This window comes from Ilumatobacter sp. (genome assembly GCF_965215205.1).
GTDB lineage: Bacteria > Actinomycetota > Acidimicrobiia > Acidimicrobiales > Ilumatobacteraceae > Ilumatobacter_A.
In genome coordinates this window covers 1,151,616-1,166,478 of record NZ_OZ244049.1, presented here as the reverse complement: position 1 = coordinate 1,166,478, position 14,863 = coordinate 1,151,616, and the positions used below count along the sequence as shown (strand labels likewise).

Sequence of the window (14,863 nt, the reverse complement as noted above, 5' to 3'; positions counted from 1 at the left end):
CGCGCAAGGCTCCCCCCGCACCACGCGGGGCCGATGACACCACCGATGATCGAAGAGATGGAACTCCGACGACGCACCTGGTCCGCCGCCGTGAAGCTGGCGACCGTCCTCTCGGTGGTCGCCGCCTCCGTCACCTTGGTCGCGCTCCGGGTCGGCGACGTGCCCGCTGCCGCGCTGATCGCCCCGGTCGCCACCGTCGCGTTCGTCGCGAGCTGGATCCAGACCGGCCGGATCCAGCGACGTGCCGTCGCAGAGGTCGTCGTCATCGGGGTCCGCACCCCGACGCGCACCGCCTGAGCGGAACCGGCTGCCACGCCGGATCTGCCGCGGCTGCCGCACCCCGCCGGAGGTGTGCCACGATCGCGACGTGAGCACCATCACGCCCTCGACGTCCACCCCGCACGAACCCCACGACGTGGCCAAGGTGCGCATCGGGTTCGGCCTCGGGACGCGCACCCGCCTCCACGACGAGTCGTTCGCAGCGGTCGTCGACGCGCTCGAGGAGCTCGACTTCGACTCGCTGTGGCTGTCGGAGCGGATCAGCGGTGACGCGCCCGACCCCCTCGTCGCGATGGCGTACGGCGCCGGCCGCACCGAGCGCCTCAAGTTCGGGACCTCGGTGATGGTGCTGCCGGGGCGCAACCCGGTCGTGCTCGCCAAGGAGCTCGCGACCCTCGCCTCGATGTCGTCGGGCCGCCTGCTCCCGGCGTTCGGGCTCGGAGCCGTCGATCCGATCGAGCAGCAGGCGTTCGGGGTCGAGCGATCCGAGCGCGCCCGCATCTTCGACGAAGCCCTCGCGGTGATGCGCGCGTGCTGGAGCGGCGAGCCGTTCTCCCACCACGGCGATCGGTTCCACTACGACGACGTGGTGGTGCGGCCAGCTCCGGCGCGGATGGACGTCTGGCTCGGCGGGATCGCCCCGAGCGAGCTGCGGCGGGTCGGGCGCCTCGCCGACGGCTGGCTCCCCTCGTTCGTGCTCCCCGCCGACGCCGAGGCGGGACGTGCGACGATCGAGCAGGTGTGCGCCGAGCACGACCGCGAGATCGACGACGACCACTACGGGGTGCTGATCCCGTACGGATCCGGCCCGGTCCCCGATGCGCTCGCGGCCGTGCTCGCACGCCGGCGCCCCGACCTCGACGACGTGACGCAGCTGATCCCCGGCTCGTGGGAGGCCCTGGTGTCGATGGTCCGGGCGTTCGTCGACGTCGGCACCACCAAGTTCGTCGTGCTGCCGATCGACGAGCCCGGCTCGGCCGAGGGGTGGGTCACCCACCTGCGCGACGCCGCCGACGCGCTGCGGCCGCTCGAGGTCGGGTGAGCCGACGGTCGGCGGACGACGACCCCGGGTCACCGGCGCCGCTCACCCGCTGACCGACGCCGCCCGGCGCGGCGGCACGACGAGCGCTCAGGGCGCCTCGACGGAGCCCCCGGCCGCCGCTCGCAGCTCGCCGGCGTCGAAGGCGCTCGGGGCGTACTTGACGATCCGGTAGGCGACGTCTCCCGACGGGAGCACGACCCGGAGGAGCTCGCGTCCGGTGCGGGTGTACTCGACGAAGATCGGCTGGGTCGCGCCCCAGCCGACCAGGAGGGCACCGTCGGGGGTGGCTCGCAGGCTCCCGAGCTGGTTGCTGGTGCGGCCCTCCGGGTGATCGATCTGGCTGACGAGGGTCGCGGTGCGCGCGACGGGGTCGATCCGGTACGCGACGATCCGCGAGGGGTCGTCGGTCCCGGTCCGGTTGTCGTGCATCGTGAGCAGGCCGCCGATGAAGCGGCCGTCGTGCATCCGCAGCGGTCCGCCGAGCGGGTCGTTCACGATCCGCAGCCGGGGCGCTCCCGACGCGTTCGGGACGTGGCCGGGGTCCGTCGGTTCGCTCGGCAGGCTCGACAGGATCCACTCGACGTCGCCGGACGAGCGGTCGACGCGGAACACGGCGTCGAGGTGCCGGGCCGACACGATGTAGTCGCACTCGGGCTCGCACCCTCCCTCCACCACCCGCTGCAGGGAGTTGATGTGGAAGGCGTCGATCTCGGATCCGGCCGGTGCGGCCGGGAGGTTCTCGAAGCAGACGGGGTAGGTGACCTCGGCGTACGAGAAGTGCTCCCGGACCGACCAGATCCACTCGTCCGCGGCGAGCGGCTCGGTCGCCGCGGCGGCCGTCTCCACGATCGCGCCGTCGGCCACCCAGCGGCTCGACCGGTCCGCCCCTCCCGGACCGAGCCGGCACCGGGGATCGATCGGATCGCCCGTGAAGCGGTCGACGCGCGGCAGCGCGGAGACGTCCTGGCCGCGCAGGATCGGGTAGCTGATCACGGCGCGCCCGTCGACGAGGCCCGGCCGGACGATCTCGACGTAGTCGTGCTGATCGACCGGGTACGTGGCCGGGTCGTCGGTGAAGCGCACGTCGACCAGCTCACCGTCGAGCCCGAACACGCGGTGCCCGACGTCGGCGCGCACCCCGAACCCGGTCCCCGAGATCGGCGAGGCGACGAGGTCCCCGGTCGACAGCAGCTTGGCGTCGACGAGCTTGCGCTCGGTGCGCTTGAACCACACCGGCACCCCCCGCTCGTCGAGGATCGCGAGGAACCGCCCGTTGCCGGGGGTCGCCCACCCGAGCTCGGTGAGGTACCAGCCCGGCGCGTTGCCCGAGCGCTCCACGTCCAGCCGGGGGAAGTCCATCGGGAGGCAGCGGACGTGGTGGACCTGGGTGCGCGCCCCCCGCTGCGCGCTGACCGTCAGCAGGCCGTCGGCGTCGACGTCGATCGGCGTGTCGATCGCGCTCCGCCCGGGGCCGCCGACCGCGGCGCCGTCGACGCGAGCGCGGGCACCGGGGGCGAGCCCGAGGCGCAGCCGGCCGTCGAGGCCGTCGGGCCCGCAGTGCACGGTGAGGTCGGTCGCGGCCGGGTCGAAGACCGGCTGGTCGAGCTCCACGATGGCGGAGCCGTCGCCCGTGTCGTCGGTGATCGTGAGCTCGTTGAGCAGCGAGTCGGGCGGGCCCGCGTAGACGCCGACCAGATCGATCACGACGTCGACCGCGCTCGAGGTGCGCACGCACACCTCCGCGCTCGGCGACACGGCGGTCACGACGAGGTTCGCGGTCTGGCCGAGCCCGTGGTTGAGCGACGACGTGCCCGGCGCCGCCCCGCACGGATCGACGGTGACGAAGCCCGAGCGGTCGGCGCGGGTCGCGACGACGTTCAGCACGACGGCGACCGCGTCGCCGGGACGGGGGATCGTGCGCGACAGGTCGAACCGGCGGATGTCGCCCGCGCCGAAGCGCTCGCCGGGCACGTTGGCGACGCGCGTGTCGACGACGCGGGTGTCGTCGACGGGGGTCAGCGCGACGCGCGGACCGGTCTCGGAGGCCGGGGCGTGGTACCCGGTGACGTCGAGGAGGTGGTGGGTCGTCACGTTCCCCGTCACGCACACCTGGCCACCGACACCGATCTCGACGATCGCGGCCACCGCTCGCGTCTCGCCGGCGGCGACGTTGAGGTTCGACGCGAGGGGGACCTCGCGCCCGCACGGGTACACGACGAGGTAGCCGTCCGACGCGGGGTCCACCGCGGCGAGGTTCACCGACACCGCGGTCGCGCCCGCCGGGACGTCTCCGCCGACGACGCCGATCGCACGCACGTCCCCCGGTGGGCGGCGGATGCCGCCGAGCTGGGTCCGGGTGTCGAACGCCCGGACGGGAGGGATCGCGGCGAAGGCGTCGCCGCCCGGTGCCCACCACCCGGACACGTCGACGATCACCTGGCCGCCGGCGCTCGAGTACAGGCAGACCTCGCCGTCGTCGTCGGGGGTGGCGATCACCAGGTTCGCCGTCGGCAGCCCGGGACGGGCGTTCACGCTCGACGTGCCCGGTCGGCCGGCGTCGCACGCGAACGCGGTGAGGAAGCCGGGGTCGCTGGACGCGACCGTCACCGACAGGGCGACGCCGATCCCGCCCGCCGGGGCGATCGGCACGGTGTCGATCACCAGGGTGCACCCGGCGCCGACGGCTCCCGTGACCCCTCCCGTGCCGATCCGCGTGTCGACGATCCGCTCCGGCGCCTGGGGGACGTAGGAGTCGAGGGGTGCCCGTGGCGCCGCCCCGGAGACCGGGACCTCGTCGCAGGTCACGGTCGCGACCTCGGCGGCGGCGGCCGGCGTCGCCGCCTGCGCCACGAGCGAACCAGCGCCGATGACGACGGCGAGCAGCGCGCGCCGGACGCACGACGTGGTGGTGGTCACGACGAGGCAAGCTAGCCCCGCCCGCTCCGGTCGTCAGCCTCGGCGCTTGCGGATGTTCGCCCACTCGTCGCGCAGACCGACCGTGCGGTGGAACAGCCCCGCCTCGTCGGGGTCGTGGGCGAAGTAGCCGAGCCGCTCGAACTGGACGACGTCGCGGGGCGGGGTGTCGCCGAGCGCCGGTTCGAGCCGGCACCCGGTGAGCACCTCGACCGAGTCGGGGTTCAGGTCGTCGAGCACGTCGCCGGTCCGCTCACCGGGGATCTCGGCGGTGAACAGGCGGTCGTAGAGCGCGACGCGACCGTCGAGCGCGTGCGCTGCGGACACCCAGTGCATCGTCGAGCGCACCTTGCGACCGTCGGGGGCCGTGCCGCCCTTCGTGTCGGCGTCGTAGGACACCTCCACGCGGGTGACCTCGCCGTCGTCGTCGGTCTCGTAGCCGGTGCACGTGACCAGGTAGGCGCCGCGCAGGCGCACCTCGCGACCCGGCGACAGGCGGTAGTACTTCGGCGGCGGGTCGGCAATGAAGTCGTCGCGCTCGATCCACAGCCGCCCGGTGAACGGCACCGAGCGCGTCCCGGCCGACTCGTCCTCGGGGTTGTTCACCAGCTCCATGTGCTCGACCACCGGCTCGCCCGCGTCGTCGGTCGGCCAGTTCGCGACGACGACCTCGAGCGGCCGCAGCACCGCCATCCGGCGCAGGGCGATCGCGTTGAGGCGGGTGCGCACGAACGACTCGAGCAGCTCGATCTCGTTGCGGCTGTTGGTGCGTGCGACCCCCACGAAGGAGCAGAACTCGCGGATCGACTCGGCCGGGTAGCCCCGTCGCCGCAGGCCCCGCAGCGTGGGCATGCGCGCGTCGTCCCACCCGTCGACGCGCCCGGACTCGACCATCTCGCGCAGGATGCGCTTCGAGGTGACGGTGTGGGTGAGCGCGAGGCGGGCGAACTCGGTCTGGCGCGGCTGCTCGGCGGGGAGCTCACCCCTCTCGGAGAGCCGGTCGAGGTACCAGTCGTAGAGGGGGCGGTGGCTGTCGAACTCGAGGGTGCACAGCGAGTGGGTGACGCCCTCGATCGCGTCGCTCTGGCCGTGCGCCCAGTCGTAGGTCGGGTACACCTTCCACGTCTCGCCCGATCGGTGGTGCTCGGTCTCGCGGATGCGGTACATGATCGGGTCGCGCAGCTGCATGTTCTCCGCCTGCATGTCGATGCGCGCGCGCAGCACCTTGGATCCGTCGGCGTACTCGCCGGCGCGCATCCGGCGGAACAGATCCAGGCTCTCCGAGCTGGGCCGGTCGCGGTGCGGGCTCTCGATCCCCGGGTTGCCGTACCCGCCCCGCTGGGCCGAGATCGTCTCGGAGTCCTGCTCGTCGACGTACGCGAGCCCGTCCTCGATCAGGCGCTCGGCCCAGGTGGCGAGCTGATCGAAGTAGTCGCTCGCGAACAGCGGCTCGTCGTACGACTCGCCCCGCTCGTAGCCGAGCCACGCGAGGTCGGCGACGATCGCCTCCACGTAGCTCGCGTCCTCGGTGTCGGGGTTGGTGTCGTCGAAGCGCAGGTTGCAGTCGCCGTCGAACTCGCGCGCGAGCTCGAAGTCGACCGTGATCGCCTTCGCGTGGCCGATGTGCAGGTACCCGTTCGGCTCCGGCGGGAACCGGGTGCGGACGCGGCCGCCGAAGGTGCCGCGCTCGATGTCGGCGGCGACCAGCTCGCGCACGAAGTCCCCCGCGGGCGGATGTGCCTCGGAACCGCTCATCGGACCAGTATGCAGCGGCGCGAGGCCCATCGCCGCGGTGCCCGCACCGGCCCCTCCGCACCGCTGCGACCGCACCTCGGCGGCGCGGCGACGACCCCTCGGGGTCGAGCCGCCGTCCCCTCGGGGTCGTCGTCGCCGAACCGACGTGGCGGTCGTCACACCACCCGCGGATCTGCGAGACTGGCACATGACCGTTCCGGCCGAATCGATCTTCTTCGACCTGTGGTCGGCGAGCTACGACCGCGCCGGGCTGCAGGAGGCGACCAACCGCCCGGTGCACGACGCCGTCCTCGAGCGCCTCGGCGACGCCCGACCCCGCTCGGTGCTCGACCTCGGGTGCGGGACGGGCCAGCTCTGCGAGCGCCTGCGCGCCCTCGACGCGGACTCGCGCATCGTCGGCGTCGACCTCTCCGACGGTGCCCTGCTGCACGCGTCGGGCCGGTCGGGGGGCGACGACGCGACGCCGGGCGACGACGTCGCCGCCGGAGCCGGCGCCGGGCCTCGGCCGATCGAGTTCGTCCGCGCCGACGCGCAGGACCTGCCCTTCGACGACGGGGCGTTCGACCTCGTGATCTGCACCCAGTCGTTCCACCTCTACGCGGACCAGGTGGGCGCGGTCGCGCAGGTCCACGCGCTGCTGGCGCCGGGGGGGCGGTTCATGATCGCCTCGGTCGCGACGGTGACCGGCTTCGGCGACGACGCGATCCGCCGTGCGACCGCCCTCGCGGGGCGACCGGTGAAGGCGATCCCGAAGCGGCGGCTCCGGACCCTGCTCGACGACGGAGGCTTCGACGTGGAGCACCAGGGTCGGATCCCGCGGCTCGGGCTCGTTCCCTGGCCGGTCCTGACCGACGCCACCCGCCGGGGATCCCGAGCGCGCCCGGCGGTCAGCTCCGCCGCTCGAGGAACTCGACCACGGCGTCGGTGAAGACGTCGTTGCGGTCGCCGGCGACCATGTGGCCGGCTCCCTCGACGTCCGCGAACTCGGCGTCGGGCGCGAACTCGAGGAACCGCCGGGCGCCCTCCTCCGACAGGAGGTCGGACTGCCGGCCGCGCACGAGCAGCGTGGGGATCGTGAGCGAGCGCGCGGCGTCCTCCAGATCGGCGCCGCGACGCTCGAACTCGGCGATGCGGGTCTCGTCGGACTCGGAGTGCTCGCCCCACATGAACGCCGGGTCCCAGTGCCAGTACCAGCGGTCGCCCCGACGGCGGACGTTCTTCTCGAGCCCCGACAGGTCGGTCGGGCGAGGTCGGTGGGGGTTGTACGCCTGGACCGCGTCGGCGACCTCCTCGAGCGAGGCGAAGCCGGTCTCGATGTGCTCGTGCATGAACGACCGGATGCGGTCCACGCCGGCCGGCTCGATGTTCGGCGCGACGTCGACGAGGACCAGGGCCGAGGCGATCTCGTCGTCGGCGCGGTGGATCGCCATCAGCGACGAGGTGCCGCCGAGCGACGCCCCGACGAGCACCGGCCGGTCGAGGGAGCGAGCGACGGCGGCGACGTCGTCGGGGAACACGGTCGCCCCGTAGTCACCGTCGGGGGACCAGTCGCTGTCGCCGTGCCCGCGCAGGTCGACCGACACCACGTGGTACCCGCGCCCGACGAGCTCGCGCTGGGTGCCGCCCCACGAGTGGCGGGTCTGGCCGCCGCCGTGGAACAGCACCACCGTGCGGCCGGATCCGTCACCGGCGACATCGGCCGCAAGGCGCACGCCGTCGCCGACGTCGATGCGCACGGTGCGGGTCGCGGGGTCCGTCACGGGGCGCAGCATCGCGGATGGCGCGCGGCGGCCACGACTCGACGAGCGCGGCCCGTGCGCGACCGTCGGACCCGGCCGGTGCGTGCACCGGCATCGGGTGGTGGGATGATGTGGTCGGGCGCGGGACCCACCGGACCGCCGGCCGAGAGCACCAGCCGAGACCCCGGCGAGATCACCAGGAGGACGCACGTGACCGCGATCGACACCCAGCACGCCCTGGACCGCACGACCGACGAGGGGTCGCCCCGTCGCCCGGAGGACCTCGACACCGGAGCCGTCCCCGCTCCCGATCTCCACCCCGGCGGCGTCAACCACCTCGCGCTCGCGACCTGCGACATGAAGGCCCAGCTCGAGTTCTGGGGGGACGTGCTCGGGTGCCCGACGAAGGGCCTGTTCTGGATGCACGGCGTGGAGGACACCTTCCACGGGTTCGTCGAGCTGTCGCCCGGGTGCTGGTTGTCGTTCGTCCAGTCGCCGGCCAACCCGCCCGAGCCGGTGTGGGGGGTGAGCCACGCGGGGAACGCGGCGAGCCCGGTGACGGCGGGCGCGATGCAGCACGTCGCGGTCGACGTCGGCTCCTTCGACGAGCTGCTCACGATGCGCGACCGGATCCGCAGCCGCGGGATCCAGGTGATGGGCCCCATCGACCACGGCTTCTGCCAGTCGATCTACTTCGCGGGCCCCGAGAACCTGAGCCTCGAGGTGTGCTTCGGCGAGGCGCTCGACGAGAGCCGCTGGATCGACCCCGAGGTGCGCGACCTGTGCGGCATCGACGCCGAGCAGATGGAGCGGTTGAAGCACCCCGCGGGCTTCACCCGCCCGGACGACCCCGTCGCCCAACCCGAGCTCGACGAGTCCAAGCCCTCGATGCGCTACCCCCGCCCGGTGCTCGACGCGATCATGTCGACCCCCGACGCCGAGATGTGGGACCGCGTCGAGAACACCCCGCCCGTCCCCTGACCCACGTCGGCGGGACCGCCGGCTCGGCGCGCCCGTCGCGGCACGAGCCGGTGATCGCCGGTCGGTGCGCGCCCGCCGCGCCGGGGTACCGTCGGGACATGACGTCCGAGACGAACGGTGCGACCCCCACCCCGACCAATCGCGAGCTGTGGGAGGAGGCCTTCGGCGAGTCCCGTCTGCGTGACGCGGCGTTCGAGACGATGTCGGGCGTCGAGCTCGACGCGGTCTACGGGCCCGACGACGGCGAGTTCCCCGGCCAGTACCCCTACACCCGGGGGCCGTACGCGTCGATGTACCGCTCGAAGCTGTGGACGATGCGCATGTTCGCCGGCTTCGGCACCGCCGAGGACACCAACTGGCGGTTCAAGGAGATCCTCAAGTCCGGCGGCGACGGCCTGTCGACGGCGTTCGACATGCCGACCCTGCTCGGGCTCGACTCCGACGACCCGATGTCGCTCGGCGAGGTGGGCCGCTGCGGGGTCGCGGTCGACTCGCTGGCCGACATGGAGGACCTCTACGCCGACATCGACCTGGGCGGGATCACCACGTCGATGACGATCAACTCCCCCGCCGCGCCGATCTTCGCGATGTTCGTCGCCCAGGCGGAGAAGGCCGGGATCGAGCGCGCGAAGCTCGGCGGGACGCTGCAGAACGACATCTTGAAGGAGTACCAGGCCCAGAAGGAGTTCGTGTTCCCGCCGCGGCAGTCGATGCGCCTGGTGCGCGACACGATCGCGTTCACCGCCGAGGAGATGCCCCGGTGGAACTCGATCTCGATCTCGGGGTACCACATCCGCGAGGCCGGTTCGACCGCGGCCGAGGAGCTCGCGTTCACCCTCGCCAACGGCTTCGCCTACGTCGAGCTCGCGCTCGAGGCCGGCCTGCCCGTCGACGCGTTCGCTCCGCGCCTGTCGTTCTTCTTCAACGCCCACATCGACTTCTTCGAGGAGATCGCGAAGCTGCGTGCCGCACGCCGCATCTGGGCGCGCTGGATGAGGGAGCGCTACGGCGCCGAGGCCGAGCGCTCGATGCAGCTCCGCTTCCACACCCAGACCGCCGGGGTCTCGCTCACCGCCCAGCAGCCGGAGGTGAACATCGTGCGCACCGCGATCGAGGCGCTCGCCGGCGTGCTCGGTGGCACCCAGTCGCTGCACACCAACTCGATGGACGAGGCGATGGCGCTGCCCACCGAGAAGGCCGCGCGCATCGCGCTGCGCACCCAGCAGGTGATCGCCCACGAGACGAACATCCCCCACGTCGCCGATCCGCTCGGCGGGTCGTACTACGTGGAGGAGCTGACCGACGAGATGGAGCGTCGAGCGGAGGAGATCTTCTCGAGCCTCGACGAGTTCGGGGAGGGGTCGATGCTCGAGGGGTGCATCCAGGGGATCGACGAGAACTGGTTCCAGGGGCGCATCGCCGACTCGGCGTACGAGCTCGAGCGACGGTTCAACGCCGGCGAGCGCACGATCGTCGGGGTGTCGGGGTTCACCGAGGGCAACGCCGATCGCATCGAGCTGCTGCAGATCACCAACGAAGACGAGCAGCGCCAGCGCAAGCGCCTCGACCAGGTGCGCCACGATCGCGACTCCGAGGCGGTCGACGCGGCGCTCGCGACTCTGGCGGCCCACGCCGCCGACCCGGAGGTCAACCTCATGCCGACCCTCATCGAGGCGTCCAAGGCGTACGCCACGCTCGGCGAGATGATGGGCACGATGGCCGACGTGTTCGGACGACACGTCGAGGTCCCCACCATCTGACCCCCGTCGCCGCGTCGCTCGCCCCCGATGGCGCGACGTCCGCGATCCTCCTCTGCGAAAGGAGCCCACCCGTGGGATTCCGACTGGCCAACGTCGAGGGCCGGGCCGTGCTCGTGTCCGGCACCGACTACCACGACCTCGAGGCGCTCAGCGCCGGCGCGCTCGGCCCCGACCCGATGGACGCGCTCGCCCTCGCCGACGCCGTCCGCGGGTTCGCGGACGGCCTGGGGTCGGCGACGCCCACCGGGTCGCTCGACGACGTGGTCATCGGGTGCCCGGTGCCCCGTCCGCGCGACGTGTTCGGGATCGGACTCAACTACCGCGACCACGCGGCCGAGACCGGGCGGGACCAGCCGACGTCGCCGTTGGTGTTCACCAAGTTCCCGTCGTGCCTGTGCGGGCCCGACACCACCATCGAGCTGCGCAGCGACGCCGTCGACTACGAGGCCGAGCTGGTCGTCGTCATCGGGACCGGCGGAAAGGACATCGCGGAGGCCGACGCCTGGGACCACGTCGTCGGGCTCACCATGGGCCAGGACGTCTCCGACCGGGCGATGCAGTTCGCCGGGTCGCCGGCGCAGTTCGGCCTGGGCAAGTCGTTCGACACGTTCGGGCCGATCGGCCCGGCGGTGGTCTCGCTCGACGAGATCGGTGACGTCGACGAGCTGCGCGTGCGGTGCTCCGTGAACGGCCAGCAGCGCCAGGACGGCTCGGTGCGCGACCTGATCTTCTCGATCCCCCGGCTGATCCACCACCTGTCCCACGTGACCACGTTGAGCACGGGTGACCTGATCTTCACCGGGACGCCCGCGGGCGTCGGCGCGCCGACGGGTGACCTCCTCGTCGACGGCGACGTCGTGGTCACCACCATTTGCTCGGAGTCCGCGACGCTCGGCACGATGACCAACCGCTGCGTGCGCGTCTCCGACCACGTCTGAGTCGACCCCTCCCGCCGCGGCGGGGAGAGACCGGTTCGTCGCAGCGGGCGCGGCGCGGTGCCGGGGTGGGCGCGACGGCCGCCGCGCGGCGAGACTGGCTCGATGGCCCGGCAGATCGCGACCGAACGAGACGTCGAGCGCGCCGAGGTGGAGGACTTCGTCCGCCCCAGGCACCACGGTCTGCTCCTGGCGCGCAAGCGCGATGGTTCGCCGCAGGCCTCGCTCGTCACGATCGGCCTCGACGACGACGGTCGCGTGGTCGTGTCGAGCTACCCCGAGCGCGCCAAGGTGCGCAACCTGCGCCGGGACCCCCGGGTGTCGATCGTCGTTCAGTCCGACGACTTCGGCGGTGAGTGGGTGCAGCTCGACGGCACCGCCGAGGTGGTCGACCTCCCCGACGCGCTCGACGGGCTGTGCGACTACTTCCGGGTGATCTCGGGCGAGCACCCCGACTGGGACGAGTACCGCGAAGCGATGCGCGCCCAGGGCAAGTGCCTGATCCGGATCACCATCGACGGGTGGGGTCCGATCGCCAGCGGCGGCTTCCCGGCACGCCTGGCCGACGACTGAATCGTCGACCGGTCGGCGCCCGATCGGCGGACCCGGGGCTGGGTTCATCAGCGGACGGGGTTTAGTGCCAAATTCAGCGGGCACGATCCGCACCCACACCACCATCCCCCGATCTGAGGAGATCCACATGCCCGCACTCCTGTTCGGTTCCATCGGCGCCGTCGTCGACACCTCCGAGATGCAACGAGACGCCTACAACCGAGCCTTCGAGCAGCACGGACTCGACTGGAGCTGGGAGCGCGCCGACTACGTCGAGATGCTGCGCGAGAGCGGAGGGCGCGACCGGGTCGCCGCCTACGCGTCCGAGCGCGGCGACGACGTCGACGCCGAAGCCGTCCACCGGACCAAGTCCGAGATCTTCCGGACCTCGATGGCCGACGGGGGCCTCTCGGCGCGACCCGGGGTGGTCGATGCGGTGAAGCGGGCACGCGCCGACGGCCACAGCGTCGCCCTCGTGACCACCACCTCGCCCGACAACGTGTCCGCGATGCTGTCCGCCCTCGGATCGGAGATCTCCGAGAGCGACTTCGACTTCGTCCTCGACACCTCCGACGTCGACCAGCCCAAGCCCGACCCCGAGGCCTACCGCGTCGCGATCAGCCGGCTCGCCCTCGACGCCAGCCGCTGCGTGGCGGTCGAGGACAACGTCGGCGGGGTCCGATCGGCCGTCGACGCCGGCCTGACCTGCGTCGCGTTCCCGAACGCGAACACCGCCGAGCACGACTTCGACGGCGCCCGCAGCACCGTCGACCGCCTCGACTACGACCAGCTCTCCGAGCTGCTCTGACCCGTCCCACGACCGACCGGAGATCACGATGAGCAACGTCACCGGAACCTACCGAGCCGACGAGACGGGCTTCCACGTCAGCGGCGTCGAGACGATCGACTTCAGCCTCGAGTACGTCGACGGGGTGTTCGACCCCGCCAACACCGAGCTCGCCGACGAGTACCGCCCCCACGGGCGCTGCCTGATGGTCGTCGATCGCAACGTCCTCGACCACCACGCCGAGAGCATCCACGCCTACTTCGACCACCACGGGATCGACCTGACCGTGTTCGACGTGCGCATCGCCGAGACCGACAAGACGCTGCGGACCGTGGAGCGCATCGTCGATCGCTTCGCCTCGTTCGGCCTCCTGCGCACGGAGCCCGTGCTCGTGGTCGGCGGCGGGCTGACGACCGACGTGGCCGGGTTCGCGTGCGCGTCGTACAAGCGCAGCACGCCCTACATCCGCATCCCGACCACCCTCATCGGGCTGATCGACGCGAGCGTCGCGATCAAGGTGGCGGTCAACCACGGCACGTACAAGAACCGCCTCGGCGCCTACCACGCGTCACGCAAGGTGCTGCTCGACTTCTCGTTCCTGGCGACCCTCCCCGTCGACCAGATCCGCAACGGGATGGCCGAGCTGGTGAAGATCGCCGTGGTCGGCGACGAGTCGATCTTCGAGCTGCTCGAGCAGCACGGCGAGGCGCTGCTCGAGACCCACTTCGGCCACGTGTCGGGCAGCGCCGAGCTGCGCGAGGTCGCCCACCGGCTCACCTACGACGCGATCGACACGATGCTCGAGCTCGAGGTGCCGAACCTGCACGAGATCGACCTCGATCGGGTGATCGCGTACGGGCACACCTGGAGCCCCACCCTCGAGCTGACCCCCGACCCCCACCTGTTCCACGGGCACGCGGTGGCCGTCGACATGGCGTTCTCGGCGACCATCGCCGAGCGGCGCGGCCTGATCGACGAGCACCAGCGCGACCGGATCCTCGGGGTGATGAGCTCGCTCGGGCTGTCGATCGACAGCCCCTACCTCACCGCCGAGCTGGTCGCCGACGCCACGGCGTCGATCCTGCAGACCCGCGACGGCTCGCTGCGGGCCGCCGTGCCCGCTCCGATCGGGACCTGCCGGTTCCTCGACGACCTCGGGGTCGACGAGCTCGCACGCCTGCTCGAGGAGCACCGCGAGGTCGCGGCCGCCTACCCCCGCGAGGGTCTCGGCGAGGACGTCTACACCCCGACGGGCGACCCCGTCGGCGCGAGCGCCTGAGCCCGGGATGGAACCCGCGACGTCGAGCGAGCTCCGGCCCGTCACCCCCGTCTCGATCCTGGCCGCGGGGTTGCGGTCGCTGCTCGACGACCTCGGGAGCGGCGAGCGCTGGAGCGATCGGCACCACGCGGAGCTCGCCGCGCTGAGCGAGCTGGCGTCGGGGTTCGATCCGTACCTGGAGGCGATGACCACCCCGGCGTCACCCGACCTCGACGACCTGGCCCGGCGCACGGTGGAGGCCGACTGGGGCGGGGGCGGGTCCGGACCGGGCCTCGAGGCCGAGATGCTGTCGGGCCACGTCGAGGGCCGGTTCCTGCGCTTCCTCGTCGCCGCCACCGGCGCCCGACGGGTGCTCGAGATCGGCATGTTCACCGGGTACTCGGCGCTCGCGATGGCCGAGGCGCTCCCCGACGACGGCGTCGTCGTGGCCTGCGAGCTCGACGCCGACGTCGCCCGGTTCGCCCAGGACCGCTTCGACCGCTCGACGCACGGCGACCGCATCGAGGTGCGCGTGGGGCCGGCGATCGAGACGCTGACCGAGCTGGACGACCGGGGCGAGTCGTTCGATCTCGTCTTCGTCGACGCCGACAAGGCCGGCTACGTCGGCTACCTCGACGCCGTGCTCGACGGTCGCCTCCTCGCTCCCGGAGGCATCGTGTGCGTCGACAACACCCTGCTCCAGGGCCGACCGTGGCTCGACGGCCGACGATCGGAGAACGGCGACGCGATCGCCCGCTTCAACCGCCACGTGGCCGACGACGGCCGCGTCGAGCAGGTGGTGCTCCCCGTCCGCGACGGCCTCACCCTGATCCGCCGTGTCGACGACTGAGATCGCGGCGGG

13 protein-coding genes are annotated in these 14,863 nt (G+C 72.3%); 10 read left to right on the top strand and 3 right to left on the bottom strand.

Features of this window, described 5'->3' with window-relative positions; all coding sequences use genetic code 11:
- Positions 1–57: 57 nt before the first annotated feature.
- Positions 58–297: a hypothetical protein gene (locus ACOOHC_RS05535; protein ID WP_420453011.1), complete on the top strand. Its 240-nt coding sequence runs from the start codon at positions 58–60 to the stop codon at positions 295–297.
- Positions 298–367: 70 nt separating this feature from the next.
- Positions 368–1,321, top strand: a complete 954-nt coding sequence (locus ACOOHC_RS05530) for an LLM class flavin-dependent oxidoreductase (protein ID WP_420453010.1) — start codon at positions 368–370, stop codon at positions 1,319–1,321.
- Positions 1,322–1,408: 87 nt separating this feature from the next.
- On the opposite strand, the gene ACOOHC_RS05525 is transcribed toward ACOOHC_RS05530, so the two are convergent.
- The gene (locus tag ACOOHC_RS05525) at positions 1,409–4,237 is read right to left on the bottom strand and encodes a hypothetical protein (RefSeq protein WP_420453009.1); all 2,829 of its coding nucleotides are present in this window, start codon (positions 4,235–4,237) and stop codon (positions 1,409–1,411) included.
- 33 nt (positions 4,238–4,270) lie between these two features.
- Complete coding sequence (locus ACOOHC_RS05520; protein WP_420453008.1) at positions 4,271–5,989, bottom strand: glutamine--tRNA ligase/YqeY domain fusion protein; 1,719 nt, start codon at positions 5,987–5,989, stop codon at positions 4,271–4,273.
- Positions 5,990–6,176: 187 nt separating this feature from the next.
- Between ACOOHC_RS05520 and ACOOHC_RS05515 the strand changes: the two genes are divergently transcribed.
- Positions 6,177–6,917 carry a class I SAM-dependent methyltransferase gene (locus tag ACOOHC_RS05515; protein WP_420453007.1) on the top strand — a complete coding sequence of 247 codons (741 nt, stop codon included), beginning with the start codon at positions 6,177–6,179 and terminating at the stop codon, positions 6,915–6,917.
- On the opposite strand, the gene ACOOHC_RS05510 is transcribed toward ACOOHC_RS05515, so the two are convergent.
- Entirely contained in the window at positions 6,877–7,761 is an 885-nt protein-coding gene (locus tag ACOOHC_RS05510; RefSeq protein ID WP_420453006.1) for an alpha/beta fold hydrolase, read from the bottom strand. The genes ACOOHC_RS05515 and ACOOHC_RS05510 overlap by 41 nt on opposite strands.
- A gap of 177 nt (positions 7,762–7,938) precedes the next feature.
- Between ACOOHC_RS05510 and ACOOHC_RS05505 the strand changes: the two genes are divergently transcribed.
- The 7 genes from ACOOHC_RS05505 to ACOOHC_RS05475 all read left to right on the top strand — a co-directional run bounded on the left by ACOOHC_RS05505 (position 7,939) and on the right by ACOOHC_RS05475 (position 14,851).
- Entirely contained in the window at positions 7,939–8,709 is a 771-nt protein-coding gene (locus tag ACOOHC_RS05505; RefSeq protein ID WP_420453005.1) for a VOC family protein, read from the top strand.
- A 98-nt stretch (positions 8,710–8,807) separates the two neighbouring features.
- A complete protein-coding gene (locus ACOOHC_RS05500) occupies positions 8,808–10,469 on the top strand; it encodes an acyl-CoA mutase large subunit family protein (protein ID WP_420453004.1) in 1,662 nt (553 codons plus the stop codon).
- Positions 10,470–10,540: 71 nt separating this feature from the next.
- Complete coding sequence (locus ACOOHC_RS05495) at positions 10,541–11,407, top strand: fumarylacetoacetate hydrolase family protein (RefSeq protein ID WP_420453003.1); 867 nt, start codon at positions 10,541–10,543, stop codon at positions 11,405–11,407.
- A 102-nt stretch (positions 11,408–11,509) separates the two neighbouring features.
- Positions 11,510–11,977 (top strand): PPOX class F420-dependent oxidoreductase, encoded by a 468-nt coding sequence (locus ACOOHC_RS05490; RefSeq protein ID WP_420453002.1) that lies wholly within the window; start codon positions 11,510–11,512, stop codon positions 11,975–11,977.
- A 127-nt stretch (positions 11,978–12,104) separates the two neighbouring features.
- Positions 12,105–12,764, top strand: coding sequence for an HAD family hydrolase (locus tag ACOOHC_RS05485; RefSeq protein WP_420453001.1), 660 nt, complete (start codon positions 12,105–12,107; stop codon positions 12,762–12,764).
- A 28-nt stretch (positions 12,765–12,792) separates the two neighbouring features.
- Entirely contained in the window at positions 12,793–14,022 is a 1,230-nt protein-coding gene (locus tag ACOOHC_RS05480; protein WP_420453000.1) for a sedoheptulose 7-phosphate cyclase, read from the top strand.
- A gap of 7 nt (positions 14,023–14,029) precedes the next feature.
- On the top strand, positions 14,030–14,851 hold the full coding sequence (locus ACOOHC_RS05475; protein ID WP_420452999.1) for an O-methyltransferase: 822 nt from the start codon (positions 14,030–14,032) through the stop codon (positions 14,849–14,851).
- Positions 14,852–14,863: the final 12 nt, after the last annotated feature.

Bases quoted from the DNA above. Each gene is read 5' to 3' on its own strand.
- ACOOHC_RS05510 (WP_420453006.1), bottom strand. From the start codon at position 7,761: ATGCTGCGCCCCGTGACGGACCCCGCGACCCGCACCGTGCGCATCGAC.
- ACOOHC_RS05520 (WP_420453008.1), bottom strand. From the start codon at position 5,989: ATGAGCGGTTCCGAGGCACATCCGCCCGCGGGGGACTTCGTGCGCGAG.
- ACOOHC_RS05515 (WP_420453007.1), top strand. From the start codon at position 6,177: ATGACCGTTCCGGCCGAATCGATCTTCTTCGACCTGTGGTCGGCGAGC.
- ACOOHC_RS05535 (WP_420453011.1), top strand. From the start codon at position 58: ATGGAACTCCGACGACGCACCTGGTCCGCCGCCGTGAAGCTGGCGACC.
- ACOOHC_RS05500 (WP_420453004.1), top strand. From the start codon at position 8,808: ATGACGTCCGAGACGAACGGTGCGACCCCCACCCCGACCAATCGCGAG.
- ACOOHC_RS05480 (WP_420453000.1), top strand. From the start codon at position 12,793: ATGAGCAACGTCACCGGAACCTACCGAGCCGACGAGACGGGCTTCCAC.
- ACOOHC_RS05475 (WP_420452999.1), top strand. From the start codon at position 14,030: ATGGAACCCGCGACGTCGAGCGAGCTCCGGCCCGTCACCCCCGTCTCG.
- ACOOHC_RS05485 (WP_420453001.1), top strand. From the start codon at position 12,105: ATGCCCGCACTCCTGTTCGGTTCCATCGGCGCCGTCGTCGACACCTCC.
- ACOOHC_RS05490 (WP_420453002.1), top strand. From the start codon at position 11,510: ATGGCCCGGCAGATCGCGACCGAACGAGACGTCGAGCGCGCCGAGGTG.